Source organism: Microbulbifer taiwanensis, from assembly GCF_014904815.1.
GTDB lineage: Bacteria > Pseudomonadota > Gammaproteobacteria > Pseudomonadales > Cellvibrionaceae > Microbulbifer > Microbulbifer taiwanensis.
The window spans coordinates 91,294-111,426 of sequence record NZ_JACZFR010000021.1; the positions used below are offsets into that span (position 1 = coordinate 91,294).

Below are 20,133 nucleotides of genomic sequence, written 5' to 3' on the forward strand. Positions count from 1 at the left end.
TCGCGGCTACGACCGCGACCCTTTCAGCCCCGCCCTCCAGCGGGGCTTTTTTGTATTCGCTGTGAATCTCAGGGTTCGGTCTCCGCAGTAATACCCGGCAATTCCACACAGAGACTGTTTTCAATATAAAAAATACTCGGCTGCCGATCTTCGTTGTAACGATGTTCCAGGCCATCCTCTCCCAGCAGGACCAGGTATTCGGACTTGATCCAGCCGCCCCGGTCGCGATACTCGCTCAGCCACAACAGGGCCGGCTGGTCCTCGTAGCAGCGGCCGTAGAACATGCGCGTTTTCTCCACCAGTTCCTTGCTCTCGTAATCGAGATACCGGCCGGGATAGGTATAGCGGTCAGCGCTGCCCGGGTCCCCTGCCTCGCCATTGACGCCGTTACCCGGCCGCGCAATCTTGTGGATGTAGATAGCTGTATTCTCATCGCAATCCACACAGCTGCGCCCGGCTACAATCGCGTAACCGTGAATTTCCGAGATCAAACGGGCTTCCTTCAGGTCGGTTCTGAGAATTCGCTGGTCGGAGAGCTGCAGCGTTTCGGCACCAGCCACACAGCTCAACAGCAGAAGGGGAATACAAAGCGCTTTCATGGAGAGGGAATCTGCCCGCGAACATCAGGTCGCACCGCCGGAGACAATCATTCCGTGGTCGTCTCGCGACGGTGCTGTGATTGGGTTGTGTGCTGTCACACTGTCGCGATTCCCTTCTAAAGATAACCATAGCAGCTGTGGCGCCGTTGGCAGCTAATCAGGCAGGGAAAAGATAGGGAACAGAAAGGCGACGCCGGTCATTGCACCGGCGCCGTTGAAATGCGGTTCTTGTGGAGGAAACTAAGCGGTCGGTCTACCAGCTCTCGTCAGTCTCCTGTACCGGTCCAACGAAGGTTCCTATGCCCTCCTCACGCAGGGCATCCAGGGCCTCTTCCAACGCCTCCTGCTCGGTATCGAACGAATCCTCCCAGACCGTGGAGTTGTTGTTCTCGTCGACTATCTCCAGTAGCCAACCACCCTCGCCGTCCTCATAGATATCGATATGAACGGAAACCTCGCCATCGCGATAGGCCTGGCTCAACTCCGACTCTTTGGGTGCAAACTGTTCATCCATGGGATTCGCCTCTCTGTAGTGTGGCCGAACTGTGACAATAGTGTGGTGTAAGGTGCTAAATGCGGTTATCAGCGGGCCGCTAAGCGGCCAGATGCAAGGCGCTTTTGCGCCGGCATAGTAGCTCTATGTCAAGCAAATGCAACGCAGCAGATGGCTGCTTAGCGGCCCGCCCGAAGGGAGCCCCCCAAAATGCCCACAGCGGCGTTGCCACTCTTGAAAAGGGCTAGCCATTCCCTGCGAGTGGCGCCTTGCTGTGAACATTTTGGGGGGCTCTGATAACCGCATTTAGCACCTTACACCACACTAGTGGCCCGCCGGTCAATCAATTGTTTCCGCATCCCGGCATTACTGCCTGATAAATGTACGACATTCGCCGCCGTCTGCGATAAAATGCGCGGCGATTTTTGCCCCCACTGCTCCGGAATTACGCTCCGGCCCGCAAAGAGGAAAATACCATGCAAAACCAGGCTGTCGTCTGCGCGCTCTACAAGTTCATCGCACTGGACGATTTCGAAACCCTGCGCGATCCGCTACTCAATGTCATGCTGGAAAACCGCGTGCGCGGCACCCTGCTGCTGGCCCGCGAGGGCATCAACGGCACAGTGGCCGGTTCCCGCGAGGGAATAGACACACTACTCACTTACCTGAAGTCCGACCCGCGCCTGGCGGAACTGGACTACAAGGAATCCTACACCGACTCGGTCCCCTTCCTGCGCAGCAAGGTGAAGCTGAAGCGCGAAATAGTCACTATGGGCGTGGAGGGCATAGACCCGCGGCGCTCCGTGGGCACCTACGTGAAACCCGCCGACTGGAACCACCTGATCAGCGACCCGGAAGTGCTGCTGATCGACACCCGCAACGACTACGAGTGCCGAGTCGGTAGCTTCCGCAATGCGGTAAACCCGAACACCGACAGCTTTCGCGAGTTTCCGCAGTATGTGCGCGACAACCTGGACCCGGCCAAGCACAAGAAGGTGGCCATGTTCTGCACCGGAGGCATCCGCTGTGAGAAGTCCACCGCCTACCTGAAGGAACAGGGCTTCGAAGATGTCTACCACCTGCAGGGCGGCATACTCAAATACCTGGAGGAGGTGCCGAAAGAGGAGACTCTGTGGGAGGGCGAGTGCTTCGTCTTCGACGAACGGGTGACCGTGAATCACGATCTCCAGCGCGGCGACTACGACCAGTGCAACGCCTGCCGTATGCCGGTGACCCGGGAGGAAAAACAGTCGCCCCGGTTCGAACAGGGGGTCAGCTGCCCACACTGTTTTGACCAGGTCTCCGAGGCGGACAGGGCCAGATTCCGCGAGCGGGAAAAACAGATTCAGTTGGCGAAGCAGCGCGGCGAGGAGCATATAGGCCAGGAGGCGCGGGAGGTGACCGCAACGCGGCGCCGCCAGAAACAGGAAGAGCGCCGCCGCCAGGGGGAATCCCGGAGCGCCTGAAGCCAGTCAAAGTGCCAGGGACGGCATCGCTTCGTTTTTTGCCTGCAGCAACCAGGCCTCGGCCTCAGCCTCCACGAAGAACTGCCGCATGTCGTGTCCGCGAGACCTGGCTTCGCTGGCAACCATCTGCGAAGGATAGCGGTCACAGGGATGCAATACGGCTATGCGCGCCGCTCCCAGCACCGGATGTTCGGCCAGGAAGCGGCCGAACTGGCGCTGCTCCTCCGGCGAAATCGACTGCGCGAAGCGATGATCCACCAGGATGCGCAGCGGCGACCGGTGGCGATAGCTTTCCGCCAGCATCGACGCTGCTGCCATACGCTCGACCAGACTCATCGGACCGTAGTGCAGCACCCGCACTATGCCCGTGTCGGGTCTGTAGGTGATGTGAAAATTCATCGTTGTAGTGTGGGTCCTGTGCGGCTGGATTTATTGTTTTTCCACAGCCAGATCACACCAAAAATGTGAACCGCATCACCAGTATAAGTGGGCACAGTTCAAACGCTACAAAAATCGATAATTTTCGACTAAATGGAATCCCTGCGACGCATTTTCTGGCATCGCGCGACAACCACCACTCTGGACACACTTCACCGCCCCTGCTTTCGACTCCGCAACCAGGCCAGCGCCTCAGACTCCACCAGAAACTGCCGGGTGTTGCCGGCGCGCTGGGCAATACGGCTGGCGGTCAGCGCTACCGGACTGTCGCCGCTGCGGAAAAGCACTGCAATACGCGCGCGCCGCAACACCGGGTGCTGGCGGATAAACTCGGCGAAGCGACGCTGCTCGGCGGTCGACATGGTGGTCTCCGCATAGCGGGTATCGACCAGCAGGCGCAGCGGGTTCAAATGGCGGTACCTGCCCACCACCTGCCCGGCGACCTGCAGCCGCTCGGCAAGCCCGACCCGGCCGATAAAATGAATGCGGACTATGCGCCCGCCGGTGAGATAGCGAATCTTGAAATTTGGGGACATCCAGGTTTCCGCGCAAACTGCCAGTGCGCCCTACTGCAATGCATCCCAGCTGGCGCAAAATTCTCTCGCCACAATATATTTGGAATCATTTCCCCAAAAAAAGAAAAAAATGAAAAAATTAACCCGACTGTGACCCTGTTCGCGGGCCGGGCTCAGTCGATTTCAATTTCCGGCAATTCCTCTTCACCGGCATTGAGCCAGATCTGCGCCGCCGCGCGTCGGGCTATCTCCCGGTAGAAGCCGGCGATCTCCCCGTCCGGTGCCGCCGCCACACTGGGGAGGCCGCTGTCGGTGCCCTCGCGGATCGCCATATTCAGCGGCAACTGGCCCAGCAGCCGCGTGTCGTAATCGGCGGCGATGCGCTCGCCGCCGCCGCTGCCGAAGACCGGTTCGCTGTGGCCGCAGTTTGGGCAGGTGTGCAGGGGCATGTTCTCCACTATGCCCAGTACCGGCACCGACACCTTGCGGAACATCTCCACACCCTTGATCGCGTCCTTCAAGGCCAGGCCCTGGGGCGTGGTGACAATCACCGCGCCGGCCAGGGTGGTTTTCTGCGCCAGGGTCAGCTGGATATCGCCGGTGCCCGGAGGCATATCCACCACCAGGTAATCCAGCTCGCCCCCCTCTTCACACCAGATTGTCTGGGTCAGTATCTGGTTCAGCGCGCCGCTGGCCATGGGGCCACGCCACACCGCAGGAGTCTCTTCTGTCATCAGGTAACCGAGAGACATGGTCCTCAGCCCCTGCACCTCTACCGGCAGGAAGAACTTCTGCTCCCGCACCTGCGGGCGCGCCCCCTCTGTACCGAGCATGGTGGGCAGGCTGGGGCCGTAGATATCCGCATCCAGCAGGCCGACACTGGCCCCCTCGGCGGCCAGCGCCAGGGCCAGGTTGACCGCGGTGGTGGACTTGCCCACGCCACCCTTGCCAGAGGCCACGGCGACAATGTTCTTTACCCGCTGCAACGGCTCGGGTGCATCTGCCACCGGCGTCGCCGGGATATCGCTGAACAGCTCGAACTGCAGATGTGCGTCGCCCAGTGGACCGCCCTTGAGGGTTGGCAGGCAGGCTTCGTGTACCCGTCCGCTCCAGCTGTCCGCCAGGCTCGCGCAGGGGTAGCCGAGCGTCAGGCCGACAAACACGGTGCCATCGTCGAAGCCGACTTCAATTTCGGCATCCAGCTCGTCCAGCGGCAGCCCTGTGGCCGGGTCGTGCAGCTGGCCCATGCACTCTGCCAGGCGCTCCAGTTCGGCCTGCACCTCTTCGGACACCTCTTCAAGGTGATGGTCGTGATCGTGGTCGTGCTGGTGATCGCTCACTGTGTTTTCCTCTCGGCGAATCCTCAATGGCCGGCATTGTGGAGGATGAGCCCGGGCAACGCCAGCCGGCCGCCGGCGCCCTCCCTGCTACAGCGCAAATCTGCTATATTCCGCGGTCTTTTGACGAAGTCCGGCCACACGTTCCGCAACCCTGGCCACAACCCCTCAGCCGATGGAAGAACCGATGTCCGAAACGCGCAAGATCCTCGTAACCAGCGCACTCCCCTATGCCAATGGCTCCCTGCACCTGGGCCATGTGCTCGAATATATCCAGACCGACATCTGGGCGCGCTTCCAGCGCGCGCGCGGCAACGACTGCCTGTACATGTGCGCCGACGACGCCCATGGCACCGCCATCATGCTGAAGGCCGAACAGCTGGGCCTGACGCCGGAACAGCACATCGCCAATATGCAGGCGGAACACGAGCGCGACTTCGCCGACTTCCTGATTGGCGTGGACAACTACCACTCCACCCACTCGGAGGAGAACCGCGAGCTGTCGGCAATGATCTATCAGCGCCTCAGTGACAACGGCCATATCGCCTCGCGCACCATCACCCAGGCCTTCGATCCGGAGAAGCAGCTGTTCCTGGCCGACCGCTATATCAAGGGCACCTGCCCGCGCTGCAGCACCCCGGACCAATACGGTGACAACTGCGAGGCCTGCGGGGCCACCTACAGCCCCACCGAGCTGATCGATCCGGTGTCCGCCATCTCCGGCGTTGCGCCGATCGAGAAGGAATCCGAACACTTCTTCTTCACCCTGCCCGCCTTCACCGAATTCCTGCGCGACTGGACCCGCTCCGGCACCCTGCAGGGCGAGGTGGCCAACAAGCTGGCGGAGTGGCTGGAAGAGGGCCTGCAGGAGTGGGATATCTCCCGCGATGCGCCCTACTTCGGCTTCGAGATCCCCGACGCGCCGGGCAAGTTTTTCTACGTGTGGCTGGACGCCCCCATCGGCTATATGGCCAGCCTGAAAAACTACTGCGACGAGAAAGGTCTCGACTGGAAGGACTACTGGAAAAAAGACAGCGATGCCGAGGTGTATCACTTTATCGGCAAGGACATCGTCAACTTCCACGCCCTCTTCTGGCCGGCGATGCTGGATTCCGCGGACTTCCGCACGCCGACCAAGGTGTGCGTACACGGCTTCCTGACCGTCAACGGCAAGAAAATGTCCAAGTCCCGCGGCACCTTTATCAATGCGCGCAACTACCTCGACCACCTGAATCCCGAGTACCTGCGCTACTACTTCGCCGCCAAGCTGACCGCCGGCGTCGACGACCTGGACCTGAATCTGGATGACTTTATTGCCAAGGTAAACTCGGACCTGGTGGGCAAGGTAGTGAATATCGCCTCGCGCACCGCCAAGTTCGTCAGCAAGTCCGGCGGCGAGCTGGCCGCAGAGCTGGCTGACGAAAAACTCTGGCAACAGTTCGTCGAGGCCGCGCCGCGTATCGCCGACAATTACGAGCAGCGTGAATACGCCCGCGCCATGCGCGACATCATGGGCCTCGCCGATGCCGCCAACGCCTGGATCGCCGACAAGGCGCCCTGGTCCCAGGCGAAAGAGGAAGGCAAGGAAGCGGAAGTGCTGGCCATCTGCTCCCAGGGCGTGAACATGTTCCGCGCCCTGATCACCTGGCTGGCGCCGGTACTGCCCAGCACCTCCGCCAAGGCGGCAGAATTCCTGAACTGCGAACTGGACTGGACCGCGGCCACCACGCCGCTGGCTGGCCACAGGATCGACAAGTTCAAGCCGCTGCTGCAGCGGGTGGAAAAGACCCAGGTGGACGCGGTGATGGAAGCGGCCAAGGAATCCCTGGCGCAGCTGCAGGCGGAGGCCAAGCCTGCCAGCGGTCCCCTGGCCGAGGATCCGATCGCCGAAGAGATCCAATTCGATGACTTCGCCAAGGTGGACCTGCGTATCGCGCTGATCGCCAGGGCGGAACATGTCGAGGGCGCCGGCAAGCTGCTGAAGCTGACCCTGGACCTGGGCGGTGAGACGCGCCAGGTGTTCGCCGGCATCAAGAGCGCCTACAAGCCGGAAGACCTGGAGGGCAAGCACACCGTCATGGTCGCCAACCTGGCGCCGCGCAAGATGCGCTTCGGCGTCAGCGAGGGCATGGTGCTGGCCGCCGGCCCCGGCGGCAGGGACCTGTGGATCCTCGAACCCCACGAAGGCGCCCAGCCTGGCATGCGGGTGATGTAAGGTCTTCCCTCGTCGCACCGGCCTGCGCCGGTGGGACGGCATATCACTACACCCGCCTCCCCTCAAACCACCTCCCCAACCGGCCCGCAACCACTCCCGGGCTATCCTACTGTTCGCGGCAGCAAACAGCCCGGAAACCGCCCGATGAAAAACCTGCCCCTGCAACAGCGCATCGCCCGGATCGACTGGTCCCGGGTAGCCACCGACCTGGACAGCGACGGCTGGGCACTGCTCGACCGGCTGCTCACCACCGCGGAATGCGACAGCCTGGCGGCCCTCTACCCACAGGACGAACACTTCCGCCGCCGCATAGTAATGGCCAACCACAACTTTGGCCGCGGCGAGTACAAGTACTTCGTCTACCCGCTGCCTGTACTGGTCGCCGAACTGCGCAGCGCCCTCTACCGGCCCCTGGTCACCGTCGCCAACCGCTGGAACCGGTGCCTGGGCGCAGGCAGCCACTACCCCGAAGAACACAGCGACTACCTGGCACTCTGCCACCGCGCCGGCCAGACCCGCCCCACGCCGCTGCTGCTGCAGTATGGCAAGGGCGACTTCAACTGCCTGCACCAGGATTTATACGGCGAGCAGGTGTTTCCGCTGCAGGCTGTCCTCATGCTCTCCGACCCCGAAATGGATTTCAGCGGCGGCGAATTCGTGCTCACCGAACAGCGCCCGCGCATGCAGTCCCGCGCCCAGGTGGTGCCGCTGCGCAAGGGCAGCGCGGTGATCTTCGCCGTGCACCAGCGCCCGCAGAAGGGCAGCCGCGGCTACTACCGGGTCAACATGCGCCACGGCGTCAGGCGCCTGCACAGCGGGCGGGGGCGGGCCGCCGGGAATATCTTCCCCCGTGCCACCTGATCTTGTTTTAACCGCGCTCCCTTGTAGGATGGCAAAGGAGCGCAGCGACGTGCCATCACCTGGCGCCCAGATGGGCACGCTGCGCTTTGCCCATCCTACGAAGCATTCTTTGTAGGGACCTGCTCACTGCTGAAGGATCTGAATCAATGCGCGGTGTATTTCTGGACGCACTGACCATGAAGCTGGAGGAACTGGATACCTCCGCCCTGGAAAAGAGCCTGGACCACTGGGACTTTTATGACACCACAACCGCGGATGAAATCGCCGAGCACATCGCGGGTGCGGATGTGGTCATCACCAACAAGGTGGTCCTCGACCGCGGGATTATCGACAAGGCGCCGAATCTCAAACTGATCTGCGTCTGCGCCACCGGCACCAACAATATCGATATGGGTGCGGCGCAGGAGCGCAGAATCCCGGTGCGCAATGTGCAGGGCTACGCCGGCGCCTCTGTACCGCAGCACGCCCTCGCCCTGATACTGGCGCTGGCCAATCGCTGGCACGATTACCACAATGACGTCATGTCCGGCCGCTGGAGCCAGTCGCCGATATTCTGCCTGCTGGATCACCCGGTAATGGAGCTGGCCGGCAAGAATCTGGGTATTATCGGCTACGGCGACCTGGGGCAGAGAGCCGCACAGCTGGGTCGCGCGCTGGATATGAATATCCTGGTGGCGGAATCCTTCGTCGGCCACAGACAGGAGGGGCGCGTTCCGCTGCGGCGGCTGCTGGCCGAGTCGGATGTAATCAGCCTGCACTGCCCGCTCAGCGAACACACGGAACGACTGGTAAACAGGGCGTTTCTCACCGCGATGAAGCCCGGCGCGCTGCTGGTCAATACCGCCCGCGGCGGCCTGGTGGATGAACAGGCGCTCGCCGATGCACTGCGGAGCGGCCACCTCGGCGGCGCGGCCCTGGATGTACTGAGCGAGGAACCGCCATCGGCGGATCACCCGCTGCTGGCGAAGGGCATCCCCAACCTGATCATCACGCCGCACAATGCCTGGATCAGCCGCGAGAGTCGCCAGCGACTGCTGGACGGCGTGGTGCAAAATATCCGCGATTGGCGCACTTCGACTTAGGGCCTGTGCACACTGGGATCGCCAGCCGCGCTGCTGGCTTTACAGGCCCTAATGGGTCGTGCGAGAAATTCGGCAACTAAAGCACACAGGCTTCGGTGTTGCCCTGGAGCCTGTGACGAAGTGATCGGTTACAGAATTTGCCGCATGGACCACTAGTCTACGGATTCTTCCGCGGTCGCCTCGTTGTCGATGATGGCTGGTTCGGTGCAATGCCAGCCCCAAGCCGCCTGTTTCTCGGCGAAAGCTTTCGCCCTGGCCTCGCAGTAGCCGATTTCGTGCTCAGAGCGCCACAGAATCTGCACCCCTTCCGACTTGGTGTAGCTCACCTCGCAGGGCACCCTGCCCGGTGGGCTGGCGTAGAGCACCTCGATCACCCTTTCGCTGCTCCCGAGCCTGCATACATAGCGGTCCTGCGCCACAGCGGTGCAGATACACAGCCCCGCCAGCGCCGCACAAAGGATTCGAGATTTCACCACAGCCCTCCCTTTTCGCCGATACCTGCAGGCGAAATGTAATGTGCAGGGCCTCCACTTGGCGATCGGTTTCCTATTGCCCCGGCCGCCTCAGTAGCGACAAGTGACTACCGCTCCACTGAAATACGAGCCCCCGAGCCCTCCCCTCCACCATTTCGCAACAAAACCCACCAGTTCTGCACCGTCTTTTCGAACCCTCCGCCCGTGGTGTTTGGCGACCGCGACTATAGGATAGGGGGACAGGTAAATCCCCTGAGAAGGAGAGTTTTATGGCAACCGCAAAAGCACTTCACAACAGTCAGGATAAACTGAAGCAGGCCTATCATCTCGCCGGTGAGGCAGCACAGGAGACGGCACAGAGCCTGAGGGCGCGTGCGACTTCTTCTCTCAATACGAGCAAGAAACGCGCAACTGATTTGGAACAAAGGGCGGAAGCCTCCATCAAGGCGCACCCGGTTCTGAGTGTAACTTGCGCCTTTGCCGCGGGATGGGTCATTGCAAAGCTGTTGAAATAGCGCGACTCACAGCGTCACTTCTGTGGGGAGCCTGACCAATGGCGCGCACAACGAAACCTCAGTCTCATGACGAGACACCCGAACCGGCTGCACAGCACCGCAGCCGGTTCGATGCATCTGAGTCACCTGAAAATGAAGATGACAGCCAGGCACTGGCGCGGGCCGATGCCACTGTGACACTGCTGACCGCGTGGCTGGCCAACCTGCAGTCGCTGGTTCGGCTGGAATTCAGTCGCACCCTGGCGGCCAGCAAACGGATCATCGCCCTGCAATTGCTGCTTTTGCCACTGGTCCTGGCACTGGTGCTGAGTCTCTGTGGCGGCGCCGGCTTGATCGGCTACTACTACTCCCAGTCGCTCTATATCGGTTTTTCCGTCTTTGTATTGACGCAGCTGTTGATCCTGATCGGAATCCTGCTCTACCAGAGAAAATTGAGTTCCATGATTGGGTTTGGCGAATCCAAACGGCAGGCAAAAGAGGCACTGAGCGATGTCTTTGAAAGCTTTAAGTGAAGATATCCAGCGCCGCAGCCGCGAGATGGATCGACAGCGCTCTTCGGCCCTGGTGTTGCTGAAACGGCAAAAATGCGAACTGCAACAGCAGGTGCAGAAAATTCCTCTCCCGGTCATGATTGGCCTGGCGCTGGTGGGGGGATTCCTGACGCAGCGGCTGTTTCGCACCAGGGTGCCGTCCCGCGCCTTCCGCCTCTTCCTTCGGTGGCGGAAACTGTAATCCACTGGCGTTATCCTAGGGCCAGTTGACACTAGGATTCCCACCAACTGTTTCCACCGCCATGACGCTCGACCACACAATTTCGCCCGGGCCCACGCAGGCCCCTCTCTCCACGGAGGCCGCCGCCGAGCGGCTGGCCACCTTTATCCAGCGTCACCCGCGCCTGATGATCCTGACCGGCGCCGGCGTCAGCACCGACTCGGGAATCCCGGACTACCGCGACACCGACGGCGCCTGGAAACGCAAGCAGCCGGTACAACATCGGGAGTTTTTGGGCAGCCTGAGCAGCCGCCAGCGCTATTGGGGGCGCAGCCTGATCGGTTGGCCGGTGTTGCGCAATTCCAGGCCCAATCCGGCCCACCGGCACCTGGCCGAGCTTGAGCAGCGGGAACATGCGCATTTACTGGTTACACAGAATGTGGACCGGCTGCACCAGCGCGCGGGCAGCCGGCGCGTGCTCGACCTGCACGGCCGGGCCGACGAGGTGGTCTGTATGGACTGCGGCTATCGCTGCGATCGCCAACTGGTGCACGAACGGTGTTTCGCGTTGAATCCCGGATTCCTTCGCAGCGGGGCCCCGCAAACCACTGTGGCGCCGGACGGTGACGCCGAACTGGAAGTCGATTTCAGCGCTTTCCAGGTCGCCGACTGCCCCCACTGCGGCGGCATACTGAAGCCGGACGTGGTCTTCTTCGGCGATAGTGTGCCCAGTGCCCGGGTGCAGCAGGCACTGGATGCACTGCGGACCAGCGACGGCCTACTGGTAATCGGCTCATCGCTGATGGTCTATTCCGGCTATCGCTTCTGCCGCTACGCGCGGGAATGGCACAAGCCGATGGCGGCGCTGAACCTGGGGCGCACCCGCGCGGACGACATCATCGATTTGAAGCTGAATGCCCGCATTGGCGAAACACTCGGTGCCGCCCTGGCACAACTCTCATCGCGATAACCTCAAGAATCCGACTCGCCCAGCTTGTCCTGTGTGCGGGTTTCGAAATCGCTGGCATCGTGGCGCTCATGCAGTTGTGTTGCCGGATCTCCCCAGGTGCGGTTGACCATGCGACCGCGCTTCACCGCCGGCCGCCGGGCGATTTCCTCGGTCCAGCGCATCACATGTTTGTAAGTGTGGCCCTCGAGAAACTCCGCCGCCTCGTAGACCTTGTTCTTGACCAGGGCGCCGTACCAGGGCCAGATCGCCATATCGGCAATGGTGTACTCCTGCCCGGCGATATAGGGGTGATCGGCCAGCTGCCGGTCCAGCACATCCAGCTGGCGCTTCACTTCCATCGCGAAGCGGTTGATCGGGTATTCGTATTTCTCCGGCGCATAGGCGTAGAAGTGACCGAAGCCACCACCGAGGTAAGGGGCACTGCCCATCTGCCAGAAGAGCCAGTTCAGGGTCTCGGTGCGCCCGGCCGGTGTGTGCGGCAGGAAGGCACCGAACTTTTCCGCCAGGTAGAGCAGGATGGAACCCGACTCGAAAACCCGGATCGGCGGATGCATGCTGCAGTCGACCAGGGCCGGTATCTTGGAGTTGGGGTTGATATTGACAAAACCGCTACCAAACTGGTCGCCCTCGCTGATATCGATCAGGTGCGCGTTATACTCGGCCCCCTCCTGTCCCAGCGCCAACAGCTCCTCGAGCATGATGGTCACCTTGACGCCGTTGGGCGTCCCCAGGGAATAGAGCTGCAGCGGGTGCCTGCCGACCGGCAGCGCTTTCTCGTGGGTGGCGCCGGCGATGGGGCGGTTTATATTGGCGAATTGGCCACCACTCTCCGAATCCCACTTCCAGACTCTGGGCGGTGTATAGGTGCTGTCCGACATGCGTTGACTCCGCTGTGCAATTTTTTGTTGGCGGTGAGATCCGCAGGTTAGCGCGAAGCGCCGACCGCCGTCACTGCCCAAAGCTGGCGGAATATTGCCGAGGGCTGCAGTTCCAGGGCGGGCGTCTCGCCGGTTACTGTCGCCGCCGCATGTTTTCCGCCAGGAACTCCACCGCGGCGCGTACCCCGGGCAGTAGTCCGCGCCTGTGGGGCATCACTATCGTTGTGGTTACACTGCCACAGTTCCAACCCGGCAGTACCCGAACCAACCGCCCGGATTCCAGTTCGGCGCGGCACAACATCTCCGGCAGGCAGGTGACACCCAGTCCCGCCGCCGCAGAGGCCGCCAGCACCGCCGATTCGTTGGCCGTCATTCGCGGCAGCGGCGCCACCCTCTCTTCCCCTCCCGCGGTGTCACGCAACGCCCAAGTGCCGTTGCGGGGGCCGGTGATCAATCCGTGGTGCTTTTGCAGGTCCCGCGGACAGTCCAGGCACCCGTGCCGGTCGAGGTACGCCGGCGCCGCCACCAGGATGATCGGCTCCTCCATGATCTTGCGCTGCACCAACCCGGAGTCAGGAAGCGGTGCAAAGTGGCTGCGAATGGCAAAATCAAACCCCTCCTGTACCAGATCCACATAGCGGTCCGACACATCCACCAGCAGGTGCAATCTGGGAAACCTCTGCGCAATCTGGGGCAGATACGCGGCCAGATACACCTGCGCCACCGGCACTGATGTGCTGATGCGCACGGTGCCACTGGGCTCGGACGCGCGGCTGCGCACCACTGCCTCGGCGGTCTCGGACTCGATCAGCGCGGCGCGCGCGTGCTCGAAAAAATCCCGCCCCAGGTCCGTGAGCGTAAAGCTGCGCGAAGTGCGGTGAATCAGTCGCGTATCCAGATCCGCTTCCAGTTCCGCGACCCGTTTGCTGATGGTCGATTTGGGAATACCCAGACTGCGCGCGGCGGCGGCAAAACCACCATGCTCCACAGCGCGCACAAAGAAAAACAGGTCGTTGAGGTTCAGCATAAAAGACAAAGTACACATGTATAGACTTTAAAACCGATATTTACAGTCTACTCAAACAAAGTCCACGGAAATACAGTGGCGCCACCCGATCAACGGGCCCAACCCAGAATACGGACAAATGGAGAATCCTATGACCCCTGTACTTTTCTACGGCGTACCTTCGGGCTGCTCCTTCGGTTCCATCGTCGCCCTCGAATGGCTCGGCAAACCCTACCAGTTGTGCCGGGTGGAAATGCCTGAAGCCGCGACCAGTGACAGCTACCGTCGTATCAACCCCCTGGCGGAAACCCCATCACTGCTGACCGGCGCGGGCGACACCATCAGCGAAAGCATGGCAATCCTCGGCCATATAGGTGCGCGGGGTATAGAACAGAAACTCGGTTTCGCCCAGGGCACAGCAGAATCCGACCGCCTGAACCAGATGCTCGCCTTCCTCAATACCACTTTCTTCGCCGCCTATGCACCCCTGTGGTATGCATACGAGCATGACGTCGAGGTCAGAGAGAGGGAAGCGCTCAGGAATTACGGTCGCCATAACGTAGAGCACGCCCACGCCGCCCTCGAATCCATGCTGGGCGACAGTGAATGGCTCCTCGGTAACAACCGCACCCTGGCGGACGCCTACTTTATCGGCATAGCCCGCTGGAACGAGTATCACCAGGCAGTGGACCGCCGTGACTATCCCAATCTGCACCGGCTCTACGAAAAACTGCAGGCCGACCCAGGGGTGATCTTTGCCCATGCGATAGAACAACAGCGGCCCGCGGCAAGCAGTGGCGGCTTTCTAGGCGAGATCGATCTGCAGCAGGCCCTTGCACGGCTCACGCAAGTCGCATGACCCTGCACACCCGCTCCCAGTGGGCGGGTGCTCTTTCCCGACCAGTTCCACTTCCATACCCGATTCAGCCAAGGTCTCAGGCAGTAGCCGCACTGCACAGCCGCCGAGAACCCACTGGTCCGCTACCCTTCCGCGAGAGTACACTGCCGCTGCGGCACCGGCCGCAAATCCCCCCAGAGGTGCCCGGGCAAAAACAAAAAAAGCCAATCGACCTGAGGGTCCAATAATGTCTTATTTCGAAGGTATGAAACGCCTGCCCGGCGTTCCCGTCGGCCGCGCCGCCTACAGTGACCGCATGGCCTATATCGGCGCCGAACTCTCGCGCCTCGTCTACGAACCCTTCACCCCGGATGCCAGCCTCACCGATATCCTGAAAGAACTCGGCAAGGCAAAGAACGACACAGAGCGCAAGGAGCTGCTGGGCGCCTGGAGCAACCACCTGCAGAGCGCCAACTGCCAGCTCGCGGACGGCATCCGCACGATCCTGCGGGAAAACCACTTCGAACCCATTGCCTTTTACGACAGATCGGAGACCCAGGCCTTTCTCGCTCGCATGGACGAAGGGGCCGGGCGCAAGGTGCTGACTCTCTGCTTCCGCGGCACCGAGATGAATCCCTGGGATATCGCCGCCAACCTGAAATTCACCCTGGAGCCCTCGGGAGACCAGGGCCGCGTGCACGCGGGTTTCAAGCAGGCCTTCGAGTATATTCGCGGGGATCTGGAGCGGGATCTCGACCGGCACCCGGACCACCCGCTATACAGCTTCGGCCACAGCCTGGGCGGCGCCCTGGCCCTGATCTGCACTCGCGAGCTGAATGCCAGGGGCCACGGCGCCACCTATGTGTACGGCGCACCGCGCACCGGCGACCGGCTGTATTTCAGCTCAGTGAAGACGCCCATCTATCGCCTGGAGATCGGCGGCGACCCAGTGCCTATGGTGCCCTTCGGCTACGGCTTCAACGGCCTTCTCGCCCTGTTAAAGCTGATTCCGATCAACGGCACCCTGCAGATCGCCCGCTGGCTGCAGAGCCGATTTCTGGGCTACTACCACACAGGCTTTCGCGTGTTTATCAAGCACGCCGCCAACCGGCCCGACTCGCACAAAATCGGCTTCAGGAATATGCGCGTGGACCAGTCGGTGAATATCTTCTGGCGCATCAACTGTATCTGGCGCGCATGGCTGGGCAGCTTCCCGAACTTCAAGCAGATCGCCAGCTTTCACTCCATCAAGTTATACAGCGATATGCTGCAGGCGCATATGTTCCGGCGCAATCTGGATCAATTACTGGACGCGGCCGATGGGGCCCTGGAGCCGCCGCGCGCAACCGCGCAACCGCAGCCCGAGCGGGAGACGGAGCTCGAAGGCGTGTAGACAGGAGGAGCGAGTCGGCCGGAGCCGGCCGACTCGATTACAGGTCAGGAAAAGAGGCGCGGCTCGCTGTCGTCACCGGCCAGGTCCATGGCAATGGTCAACGGGTAATCGGAAAGCGGGTTCGCCGCCCTGACCAGCAGCCCCATAAAGGCGATGGTCCTTGCGGAAACCTGGTCGTCCGGCAGAAACAGGAATAATTGCTTCACCTTCAGCCATCTGTGCAGGCAGAAGGCCATCAGCTCGTTGTGCCTTTCCATCTGCTGCGCATTCGCCGTACCCGCATCCATGTTGTAAATCTCGTGCAGCTTGCGCATCAGCAGCACCCAGGACTTGGCGTGGAAGTGAATCGCACGGGCGTTGCGCAGACCGCGGGAGTCGACACTGCTGACGGCCGGGTGAGCGCCGGTATCGGCAAAGGGCTGGTCGAAGAATGCGCGGCGCCCTTTCAACGGCCGGTCGCCGCTGCGCATGCCCACATTAAAAGCCGCGAACAGATCGACGGGATTGTTGTAATACCGATACTTCCTGGAATAGGCGCGCACACTGCTGCAGGCCCTGTCGACTGAGGACTCACCGAATACCCCGTACTGCTGCAGCGCAGCCAGTACATCCGCGATCATGTCATCCTCGCTGCGGCTGCCGGCGTAGTCGAGCAGATTGTCCAGGCGCTCGCCGTCGATCTGCAGCAATACCTCGACGCGGGCGTCTATATGCCGGTTGCCGGCACTCTCCTGCCAGCTGTGGTAGAGCTCCAGCGCATTCGCCCTGGCTTTCGGGGACAACAGCCCGCTGTCGGCCAAGCTGCACAGGAAATCATCCAGCTCATCCAGTTCGAGCCGCTCGTCTTCCTGGGTCACCGTCAGGTTGAGGGGCAGGCTGCGACTGCGCTTGAGCAGATCCAGGTTCAGGTGCGAGACAAAGCCGGCGGACTGCACCTCGCGGATGCCGTCAAGGATGCGCTTCACTTCCAGTCGCGACTGTATGGCGATATTGCCAGCGGCGTCTTTCTGTATCTGCACATTGCTGTCGACAATCGAAGAGGCCCCGAGGGACAACCCCAACAGGGACAGCTCGGTGCCGGTGGTATAAGTGCGCCCGAACAGCTCGCTGGCACTGCCCTCGATAATCTCGACGCCAGCCACCGGGGACTGCATCAGCTCTTCGAGGGCATCGAGGTTGCCGGACACCAGGGAGTGATAGAAATCCCGCGCCGACTCGCTGCTGCCATCCAGGTCCAGGCGCATGCTCACCTCCCGCTCGCGCAGGATTTTTTCCGTGGACAGTATGCGCAACTTGATCTTGCGCGCCGCAGCCTCCTCCAGCTTGGCGACGATGCTGTGGATGCGCTCGTCGATTTCCGCCAGCGCCTCGCGCGCACCGGCGAAGGCCTTGTCCAGCGAATCGCTGGCGCCGTCGATGGCATCCTTTACGCGCTGGTTCAACTCGCCGAGCTCGGTCACCAGCGCGCCGCTGGCGGTGTCGGCGCGCTGCTGCACCGCCTCCTTCAGCTTCTCCTGCAGGGACTCGATCAGCCCGCGCACCTCGCTGTCGATCTTGTCGCGCACACGCTGCGGCAGGCCGGTGGGCAGTAGGTCGCCCAGCCTGGCCGCGGCGTTCTGGGGCAGCTCCGCGGACGTGGCGCGGCTGTAGATACCGACACCGCCATTGAACCAGTTCACCAGCCTCGCGGCGATTTCCCGCTGCAGCTGCGCGGCGTCCACCTCCTGCCCCAGCGCCAGGCGCAGGGCCGACTGCAACTGGGCGTCTTCACTGAGTCGTTCCGCCGCCTGCGACAGCGCCTCGTTGCACTGCTGCTCCAGCAAAGTGCCGGGACTCAGGTAGGGCTTGAACTTTTCGTAGACGCCCTCGTACCTGCCAAGGTGGGGCTCTATTACCTTCTCGCGCACCTGCTCGGCGGCGCGGGCGATATCCAGCTGCACGCCCAGGCCGACGCTGCTATTGATCTCGCGACCGCGGCCGCGCTTTATCTGCACGGCGATTTTTTCGCTGCCCTGCGCCTGGCGCCAGGCGCTGAGTTCGAACTGGCGACTGGCCTGGTAGCTGGCGGCAATCTCGATGCCGGCACTGGTACCGATCGATGTACTGATATGGGCCCCGCCATCAAAAATGCTGTACTCGATGCTGACTGACGCCTTACCGCTGGCGGCCATCGTCAGCTGCAGCCCCTGCAGTCCCTGCCCGGCCGCGCCGTTGATCGACGCCAGTGAGAATGGCGACGGCAGATTGCGCAGGCCGTCGGCCGCGGCGCTGGCGAAGAGATCCTGTCCGGAAGCCGCAAACCAGTAGTCGAGACGCCCGTCGGCGCCCGCCTCCAGGCCGAGTGCCGCCCCGCGGGCACTGGCCGTGGCGGCACCGGCCAGGCTGCCGGCAAAGCCGATGCGCAGCAAATGCTCCGCCGCGGCCACGGGTGCCGACGGCAGGTCGCCGGCCTCCAGGTCAATCTGCGCGAGTCCCGGGCCTTTCAGGGAAAAGGTCAGCTCGTCTGCGGAAACCAACTCCCGGTCCCCTTTTGCATCGTACAGCTTCCAGCGCACCAGGCCCGGATCCCTCGCGTCCTCGGTCTCGCGGAAGGAAGCCAGCTCACGCAGCAGCTTCTGCAGCGGCTCCGGTACCTCGTCCGCATAGGCCTTGCGGAACTTGCGGCCGAGTTTTTTCAAAACCTCGAGATTGATATCCAGGCTCTCCAGCAGCGGGCGCTGCTGTTCCAGGTGGTCCTCGAAAGAGGCCAGGTAGTCCAGCGCCGACTCCGCGGGACTCGCGTCGCGCAGGGTGGTCCAGTGTTTACAGAGATTGGCAATGGTTTCGAGCAGCTCTACTTCATCATCGAGCCCGACCCGGGCCAGTGATTGGCGGGATAGGAATTCCATACAGCGCTCCTTGCGGTGGCTTGGTTGCTTTCAGTTATTTTTTTGATACAACCCCGGGAGCATAAATCAGCGCATGTTACAAAAGCCACTGCGCACGGCGGTGCAAGTTGAACCCCCCTGGCGACTCAACCATAATACCGTCCCTGCGCGGCGCCCCCTCCCACAGCCCCTCTCCAGTTGCCGGAGAGGGAAGCAATTGTGCCAGTGCTAGGCTTTTGCCAATAGACCCGACCCCGGAGTTCCATGACCGAATTCGCCGTCATCCTGCTCAGTACCATCCTGGTCAACAACTATGTGTTGGTGCAGTTTCTCGGCCTGTGTCCGTTTATGGGGGTTTCCAACAAGCTGGAGACCGCCGTGGGCATGGCGGGGGCGACCACCTTTGTGCTGACGCTGGCGTCCATCTGCTCCTACCTCGTGAACACCTACCTGCTGGAGCCCTTCGGTATCGAATACCTGCGCACCATCTCCTTTATATTGGTGATCGCGGTGGTGGTGCAGTTCGCGCGCATGTTTATCGAGAAGACCAGCCCTCTGATGTACAAGGTGCTGGGGGTCTTCCTGCCGCTGATCACCACCAACTGCGCGGTGCTGGGTGTCGCGCTGCAGAACACCATGAAGGCGCACACCTTCGTGCAGTCCACCCTCTACGGCTTTGGCGCCGCGGTGGGTTTCTCCCTGGTGCTGATCCTGTTCTCCTCCATGCGCGAGCGGCTGTTCGCGGCGGACGTGCCGGTACCCTTCAAGGGCGCGGCCATCGGCATGATCACCGCCGGACTGATGTCGCTGGCGTTTATGGGCTTTGGCGGTCTGGTATAGGGTTAGGCGATGCTGGACTGGTTCTCCGAAGTTTCCACTCCCCTGATGATCCTCGGCGGCATGGCGCTGGCCTTCGGCGCGCTGCTGGGTTTTGCCGCAGTGCGCTTCAGGGTCGAGGGCGACCCCCTGGTCGAGCAGGTCGACGAACTGCTGCCGCAGACCCAGTGCGGCCAGTGCGGATATCCCGGCTGCCGCCCCTACGCCGAGGCGATAGTGCACGGCGACGCCATCAACAAGTGCCCCCCCGGCGGCCAGACCACCATCAATGAGCTGGCCAATCTGCTGGATATGGAGCCCATGCCGCTGGACGCCGAGCACGGCGTCGAGGACGTAAAGAAGGTCGCCTTTATCCGCGAGGCAGAGTGCATCGGCTGCACCAAGTGCATCCAGGCCTGCCCGGTGGACGCCATTGCCGGCGCGGCCAAGTATATGCACACGGTGATCGTCGACGAGTGCACCGGCTGCGACCTGTGTGTGGAGCCCTGTCCGGTGGACTGTATCGATATGGTACCGCTGGAATCGTCGCTGCAGCAGTGGCACCCGGAGAAGCCCCGGGAGGGCATCCAACTGATCGCCAGCGATCGCCCGCAACAGGGCACCAGCAGGAGGGATGTGGCTTGAGCCCTGTGCCAGAAA

Annotated in this window: 21 protein-coding genes; 12 read left to right on the top strand and 9 right to left on the bottom strand. The window is 61.9% G+C overall.

Features of this window, described 5'->3' with window-relative positions; all coding sequences use genetic code 11:
• Window positions 1-68: 68 nt before the first annotated feature.
• A complete protein-coding gene (locus IG627_RS07340) occupies window positions 69-599 on the bottom strand; it encodes a hypothetical protein (protein WP_193191699.1) in 531 nt (176 codons plus the stop codon).
• Window positions 600-852: 253 nt separating this feature from the next.
• A complete protein-coding gene (locus IG627_RS07345) occupies window positions 853-1,113 on the bottom strand; it encodes a hypothetical protein (RefSeq protein WP_193191700.1) in 261 nt (86 codons plus the stop codon).
• 455 nt (window positions 1,114-1,568) lie between these two features.
• On the opposite strand from IG627_RS07345, the gene trhO reads away from it, so the two are divergent.
• Window positions 1,569-2,558: an oxygen-dependent tRNA uridine(34) hydroxylase TrhO gene (gene trhO / locus IG627_RS07350; RefSeq protein ID WP_193191701.1), complete on the top strand. Its 990-nt coding sequence runs from the start codon at window positions 1,569-1,571 to the stop codon at window positions 2,556-2,558.
• A gap of 6 nt (window positions 2,559-2,564) precedes the next feature.
• Here trhO and IG627_RS07355 read toward each other — a convergent pair whose 3' ends face one another.
• The 3 genes from IG627_RS07355 to apbC form a co-directional block, all read right to left on the bottom strand.
• A complete protein-coding gene (locus IG627_RS07355; protein ID WP_193191702.1) occupies window positions 2,565-2,957 on the bottom strand; it encodes a hypothetical protein in 393 nt (130 codons plus the stop codon).
• Between the two features lie 191 nt (window positions 2,958-3,148).
• Complete coding sequence (locus tag IG627_RS07360; protein WP_193191703.1) at window positions 3,149-3,532, bottom strand: hypothetical protein; 384 nt, start codon at window positions 3,530-3,532, stop codon at window positions 3,149-3,151.
• Between the two features lie 152 nt (window positions 3,533-3,684).
• Complete coding sequence (gene apbC, locus IG627_RS07365) at window positions 3,685-4,851, bottom strand: iron-sulfur cluster carrier protein ApbC (RefSeq protein ID WP_193191704.1); 1,167 nt, start codon at window positions 4,849-4,851, stop codon at window positions 3,685-3,687.
• A 184-nt stretch (window positions 4,852-5,035) separates the two neighbouring features.
• On the opposite strand from apbC, the gene metG reads away from it, so the two are divergent.
• The 3 genes from metG (at window position 5,036) to IG627_RS07380 (ending at window position 9,006) form a co-directional block, all read left to right on the top strand.
• Window positions 5,036-7,063 (top strand): methionine--tRNA ligase, encoded by a 2,028-nt coding sequence (gene metG / locus IG627_RS07370; RefSeq protein WP_193191705.1) that lies wholly within the window; start codon window positions 5,036-5,038, stop codon window positions 7,061-7,063.
• A 144-nt stretch (window positions 7,064-7,207) separates the two neighbouring features.
• Window positions 7,208-7,924 (top strand): 2OG-Fe(II) oxygenase, encoded by a 717-nt coding sequence (locus tag IG627_RS07375; protein ID WP_193191706.1) that lies wholly within the window; start codon window positions 7,208-7,210, stop codon window positions 7,922-7,924.
• Window positions 7,925-8,070: 146 nt separating this feature from the next.
• Window positions 8,071-9,006 (top strand): D-2-hydroxyacid dehydrogenase, encoded by a 936-nt coding sequence (locus IG627_RS07380; RefSeq protein ID WP_193191707.1) that lies wholly within the window; start codon window positions 8,071-8,073, stop codon window positions 9,004-9,006.
• Window positions 9,007-9,158: 152 nt separating this feature from the next.
• On the opposite strand, the gene IG627_RS07385 is transcribed toward IG627_RS07380, so the two are convergent.
• Window positions 9,159-9,479: a hypothetical protein gene (locus IG627_RS07385; protein ID WP_193191708.1), complete on the bottom strand. Its 321-nt coding sequence runs from the start codon at window positions 9,477-9,479 to the stop codon at window positions 9,159-9,161.
• A gap of 269 nt (window positions 9,480-9,748) precedes the next feature.
• Here IG627_RS07385 and IG627_RS07390 point away from each other — a divergent pair, with 269 nt between their 5' ends.
• The 4 genes from IG627_RS07390 to IG627_RS07405 all read left to right on the top strand — a co-directional run bounded on the left by IG627_RS07390 (window position 9,749) and on the right by IG627_RS07405 (window position 11,675).
• On the top strand, window positions 9,749-9,994 hold the full coding sequence (locus IG627_RS07390) for a hypothetical protein (RefSeq protein ID WP_193191709.1): 246 nt from the start codon (window positions 9,749-9,751) through the stop codon (window positions 9,992-9,994).
• A 38-nt stretch (window positions 9,995-10,032) separates the two neighbouring features.
• The gene (locus IG627_RS07395) at window positions 10,033-10,506 is read left to right on the top strand and encodes a hypothetical protein (protein WP_193191710.1); all 474 of its coding nucleotides are present in this window, start codon (window positions 10,033-10,035) and stop codon (window positions 10,504-10,506) included.
• Window positions 10,484-10,726: a hypothetical protein gene (locus IG627_RS07400; RefSeq protein WP_226864813.1), complete on the top strand. Its 243-nt coding sequence runs from the start codon at window positions 10,484-10,486 to the stop codon at window positions 10,724-10,726. Before IG627_RS07395 ends, IG627_RS07400 begins: the two co-directional genes overlap by 23 nt.
• A gap of 61 nt (window positions 10,727-10,787) precedes the next feature.
• Window positions 10,788-11,675 carry an NAD-dependent protein deacetylase gene (locus IG627_RS07405; protein WP_193191712.1) on the top strand — a complete coding sequence of 296 codons (888 nt, stop codon included), beginning with the start codon at window positions 10,788-10,790 and terminating at the stop codon, window positions 11,673-11,675.
• A gap of 2 nt (window positions 11,676-11,677) precedes the next feature.
• On the opposite strand, the gene yghU is transcribed toward IG627_RS07405, so the two are convergent.
• Both yghU and IG627_RS07415 read right to left on the bottom strand, forming a co-directional pair.
• The gene (yghU, locus tag IG627_RS07410) at window positions 11,678-12,553 is read right to left on the bottom strand and encodes a glutathione-dependent disulfide-bond oxidoreductase (RefSeq protein WP_193191713.1); all 876 of its coding nucleotides are present in this window, start codon (window positions 12,551-12,553) and stop codon (window positions 11,678-11,680) included.
• Between the two features lie 133 nt (window positions 12,554-12,686).
• A complete protein-coding gene (locus IG627_RS07415) occupies window positions 12,687-13,580 on the bottom strand; it encodes a LysR substrate-binding domain-containing protein (protein ID WP_193191751.1) in 894 nt (297 codons plus the stop codon).
• Window positions 13,581-13,710: 130 nt separating this feature from the next.
• On the opposite strand from IG627_RS07415, the gene IG627_RS07420 reads away from it, so the two are divergent.
• Window positions 13,711-14,418 carry a glutathione S-transferase family protein gene (locus IG627_RS07420; protein WP_193191714.1) on the top strand — a complete coding sequence of 236 codons (708 nt, stop codon included), beginning with the start codon at window positions 13,711-13,713 and terminating at the stop codon, window positions 14,416-14,418.
• Between the two features lie 226 nt (window positions 14,419-14,644).
• Window positions 14,645-15,790 carry a lipase family protein gene (locus tag IG627_RS07425; RefSeq protein WP_193191715.1) on the top strand — a complete coding sequence of 382 codons (1,146 nt, stop codon included), beginning with the start codon at window positions 14,645-14,647 and terminating at the stop codon, window positions 15,788-15,790.
• A gap of 44 nt (window positions 15,791-15,834) precedes the next feature.
• On the opposite strand, the gene IG627_RS07430 is transcribed toward IG627_RS07425, so the two are convergent.
• Entirely contained in the window at window positions 15,835-18,678 is a 2,844-nt protein-coding gene (locus tag IG627_RS07430) for a hypothetical protein (RefSeq protein WP_193191716.1), read from the bottom strand.
• A gap of 243 nt (window positions 18,679-18,921) precedes the next feature.
• Between IG627_RS07430 and rsxA the strand changes: the two genes are divergently transcribed.
• Both rsxA and rsxB read left to right on the top strand, forming a co-directional pair.
• Window positions 18,922-19,497 (top strand): electron transport complex subunit RsxA, encoded by a 576-nt coding sequence (rsxA, locus tag IG627_RS07435; RefSeq protein ID WP_193191717.1) that lies wholly within the window; start codon window positions 18,922-18,924, stop codon window positions 19,495-19,497.
• 9 nt (window positions 19,498-19,506) lie between these two features.
• Window positions 19,507-20,118 (top strand): electron transport complex subunit RsxB, encoded by a 612-nt coding sequence (gene rsxB, locus IG627_RS07440; RefSeq protein WP_193191718.1) that lies wholly within the window; start codon window positions 19,507-19,509, stop codon window positions 20,116-20,118.
• Window positions 20,119-20,133: the final 15 nt, after the last annotated feature.

Bases quoted from the DNA above. Each gene is read 5' to 3' on its own strand.
- IG627_RS07380 (WP_193191707.1), top strand. From the start codon at position 8,071: ATGCGCGGTGTATTTCTGGACGCACTGACCATGAAGCTGGAGGAACTG.
- IG627_RS07425 (WP_193191715.1), top strand. From the start codon at position 14,645: ATGTCTTATTTCGAAGGTATGAAACGCCTGCCCGGCGTTCCCGTCGGC.
- IG627_RS07415 (WP_193191751.1), bottom strand. From the start codon at position 13,580: ATGCTGAACCTCAACGACCTGTTTTTCTTTGTGCGCGCTGTGGAGCAT.
- IG627_RS07400 (WP_226864813.1), top strand. From the start codon at position 10,484: ATGTCTTTGAAAGCTTTAAGTGAAGATATCCAGCGCCGCAGCCGCGAG.
- rsxB (WP_193191718.1), top strand. From the start codon at position 19,507: ATGCTGGACTGGTTCTCCGAAGTTTCCACTCCCCTGATGATCCTCGGC.
- IG627_RS07395 (WP_193191710.1), top strand. From the start codon at position 10,033: ATGGCGCGCACAACGAAACCTCAGTCTCATGACGAGACACCCGAACCG.
- IG627_RS07340 (WP_193191699.1), bottom strand. From the start codon at position 599: ATGAAAGCGCTTTGTATTCCCCTTCTGCTGTTGAGCTGTGTGGCTGGT.
- metG (WP_193191705.1), top strand. From the start codon at position 5,036: ATGTCCGAAACGCGCAAGATCCTCGTAACCAGCGCACTCCCCTATGCC.
- trhO (WP_193191701.1), top strand. From the start codon at position 1,569: ATGCAAAACCAGGCTGTCGTCTGCGCGCTCTACAAGTTCATCGCACTG.
- IG627_RS07345 (WP_193191700.1), bottom strand. From the start codon at position 1,113: ATGGATGAACAGTTTGCACCCAAAGAGTCGGAGTTGAGCCAGGCCTAT.
- IG627_RS07405 (WP_193191712.1), top strand. From the start codon at position 10,788: ATGACGCTCGACCACACAATTTCGCCCGGGCCCACGCAGGCCCCTCTC.
- IG627_RS07360 (WP_193191703.1), bottom strand. From the start codon at position 3,532: ATGTCCCCAAATTTCAAGATTCGCTATCTCACCGGCGGGCGCATAGTC.
- IG627_RS07420 (WP_193191714.1), top strand. From the start codon at position 13,711: ATGACCCCTGTACTTTTCTACGGCGTACCTTCGGGCTGCTCCTTCGGT.
- IG627_RS07355 (WP_193191702.1), bottom strand. From the start codon at position 2,957: ATGAATTTTCACATCACCTACAGACCCGACACGGGCATAGTGCGGGTG.
- rsxA (WP_193191717.1), top strand. From the start codon at position 18,922: ATGACCGAATTCGCCGTCATCCTGCTCAGTACCATCCTGGTCAACAAC.
- IG627_RS07430 (WP_193191716.1), bottom strand. From the start codon at position 18,678: ATGGAATTCCTATCCCGCCAATCACTGGCCCGGGTCGGGCTCGATGAT.
- yghU (WP_193191713.1), bottom strand. From the start codon at position 12,553: ATGTCGGACAGCACCTATACACCGCCCAGAGTCTGGAAGTGGGATTCG.
- IG627_RS07390 (WP_193191709.1), top strand. From the start codon at position 9,749: ATGGCAACCGCAAAAGCACTTCACAACAGTCAGGATAAACTGAAGCAG.
- IG627_RS07375 (WP_193191706.1), top strand. From the start codon at position 7,208: ATGAAAAACCTGCCCCTGCAACAGCGCATCGCCCGGATCGACTGGTCC.